Annotated in this window: 2 protein-coding genes; both read right to left on the bottom strand. The window is 64.0% G+C overall.

From position 1 onward, the window contains the following. Window positions 1-2,559 (bottom strand): type I polyketide synthase (locus tag AWC27_RS24205; RefSeq protein ID WP_139837188.1); only part of this gene is annotated, 2,559 nt, incomplete at its 3' end. Between the two features lie 11 nt (window positions 2,560-2,570). Next, window positions 2,571-2,884 (bottom strand): acyl carrier protein (locus AWC27_RS31340; RefSeq protein WP_169726856.1); only part of this gene is annotated, 314 nt, incomplete at its 5' end.

The raw sequence follows: 2,884 nt of genomic DNA, 5'->3' as shown, positions 1-2,884 counted from the left end.
TTGGGCCAAAGTGTCAGTGATCGCCGGGGCCAGCACCGGGTGCGGGGACAACTCGAGGAAGGTATGTGGACCCTGGGTGAGCAGTTCGGCGACACAGTCGGCGAAGCGCACGGTGTTTCGCAGGTGTTGGGTCCAGTAATGCGGCGAGGTCAGTTGGTCGGGGGTTACCAGTTGCCCGGTGAGGTTGGACAGGATCGGCACGGTTGGGGGGCTTAACTTCATGCCAGCGGCGATGGCCTCGAACTCGGGCAAGGCGGGGTCCATAGCCGGCGAATGGAACGCGTGGCTGACCTTCAACGGGGTGACTTTGTACTTCTGGGAGCTGCAGTAGTCGCGCAGATGGTCAATTTGGTCGAAGGGCCCGGCGACGACTACTGAGGTGGGGCTGTTGATCGCGGCTAGTGCGGAGCCGGGGTATTGCTCCAGCAACGCCAGGAGATCGTGTTCGCTGGCTTGGATGGCCAGCATCGCCCCTGGGGCGCAGGCTTGCATCAGTCGACCTCGAGCGCTGACCAACACCGCGGCATCGGACAGGGAGAAGACTCCAGCGATGTAGGCGGCGGTCAGTTCGCCGATGGAGTGACCCAGCAGACAGTCCGGGGTGATACCGGCGGACACCAATGCGGCGTGCATGGCCACCCCGAACGCAAACAAGGCGGGTTGAGCGTAGGCAGTTTGGTGAAGCAGCTCGGCCGATGCGCTGTCATGGGCGGCGAAGAGAACCTCGCGAAGCGGCACATCGAGATGGAGATCCAGGGCCGCGCAGACCTCGTCGAGGGTCTCGGCGAACACGTGGTGATGAGCGTAAAGATCTGCTCCCATAGTTGGGTATTGGGCGCCTTGGCCGGGCAGGACGAACACGATCTTTCCGGCCTGGTGGGCCAGGTGATGGCTGGTGAGGCAGGGGTGGGGGAGCCCGGTGCGCAGCGCGTCCAAGGCCGCGAGCAGATCCTGACGTGGGTCATCGCTGGCCGCCGGTGCGGTGATGGCCGCCCGGTGGGGATGGTGGGTGCGGGTCGTGGCCAGGCTGTAGGCCACCTCGGTCAGATTGAGGTGGGGGTGTGCGGTCAGGTGTTGGTGGAGGCGATCGGCCTGTGCGGCAAGGGCTGCGGGGCTGCGGGCGGAGATCGGCCATATCCGCAGCGCCGGCTCAGCGGTCGGAGTGACCTCGGGGACAGGTGGAGCGGGGGCTTGTTGGATGATCACGTGGGCGTTGGTGCCGCTGATACCGAACGAGGACACGGCCGCGGTTTTGGGGTGGTCGGTGACCGGCCAGCTGGTGGGTTCGGTAAGCAGCCGCACCGTGCCGGCCGACCAATCAACATGCGGGCTGGGACGGTCGACGTGCAGGGTGGGCGGCAGCATCTCGTGCTGCAACGCGGTGATCATCTTGATCAACCCCGCGGCTCCCGCGGCGGCTTGGGTGTGACCCAGGTTGGATTTGATCGATCCCAGCCACAAGGGCTGATCGGACGTCCGGTGTGCTCCGTACGTCGCGATCAGTGCGTCGGCCTCGATCGGATCGCCCAATGTGGTGCCGGTGCCGTGGGCCTCGACCACGTCGACCTGGTCGAGCTTGATCCTGGCGTTGGCAACGGCTTGGGCGATCACACGCTGTTGGGCCAGCCCGTTGGGCGCGGTCAAGCCATTCGAGGCGCCATCTTGATTGACCGCCGAACCCGCGATGACGGCCAGCACCGGATGGTGGTGGCGGTGGGCATCGCTAAGACGCTCCAACACCACCACCGCGGCACCCTCACCCCACCCAGTCCCATCAGCGGCGGCAGCAAACGACTTACACCGCCCATCGATGGCCAGCCCCCGCTGACGAGCGAACTCGGTGAAGATCAGCGGTGTGGTCATGATCGTCACGCCGCCGGCCAGCGCCAGACTGGATTCGCCGCTGCGCAGGGATTGACACGCCAGATGGGTAGCCACCAAGGACGAGGAACACGCGCTGTCCACCGTGATCGCGGGGCCCTGCAACCCCAACGTATAAGCCACCCGCCCCGACGCGACGCTGGTGGCCCCGCCGGTCATCGCGTAGCCCTCTACGCCATCAGAGTTGGTGTCGCCGTAGGACTGCGCCCAAGTTCCGGCGAACACCCCGGTATCAGAACCCGCCAACCCCGCCGGGTCGATCCCCGCGTGTTCCAACGCTTCCCAACACACCTCCAACAACAGTCGATGCTGAGGATCGATGGCCCGAGCTTCACGCGCGGAGATGCCGAAGAACGCCGCATCAAACCCCGCCGCATCCGCCAAGAACGCGCCGTGACGGGTATAGGTCTTTCCCACCGCATCGGGATCGGGATCAAACAACTCCGCCAAATCCCAACCACGATCTGCCGGAAAACTCGACATCACGTCGGTGCCGCTGCTGACCATCTGCCACAGATCCGCCGGCGAATCCACACCACCGGGAAACCGGCACCCCATCCCGACGACCGCGATGGGCTCTGAGGCACGCGACAGCAGGTTTTTGTTCTGCAGCCTCAGCTGCTCGATCCGTATCAGTGAGCGACGGAGAGCTTCGGTGAGGTCATCGATTTCACTCATTTGTGCTTGACCTACTCATCATCGGTCTCGTCGTATAAAGCCATGCTTATGAGCTCATCGCGAGCCATTGTCAAGAGATCCGCTTTACTACGGCTAGGAGCCGGGGAATGTCGGTTGTTCGCCATGTCGCGAAGCATGTCCAGGATCCCGTTCTCAATGAGTTCCTTTTCCGGAATGGTCGCGATGAGACGCTGAATTTCAGTTTCCGGTGCATTCCGCGCTGGCTTATTGTCACGGTTATTGAACAGCCCTTGATTGAGGTGCTGGGCCAGGGCGGTGGGGGTGGGGTGGTCGAAGATCACGGTGGCGGGCAGGGTCAGGCCGG

The organism is Mycobacterium szulgai (genome assembly GCF_002116635.1).
GTDB classification, from domain to species: Bacteria; Actinomycetota; Actinomycetes; order Mycobacteriales; family Mycobacteriaceae; genus Mycobacterium; species Mycobacterium szulgai.
Note: the sequence above shows the minus strand (reverse complement) of the source record. Positions and strands in the feature narration are given on the sequence as shown.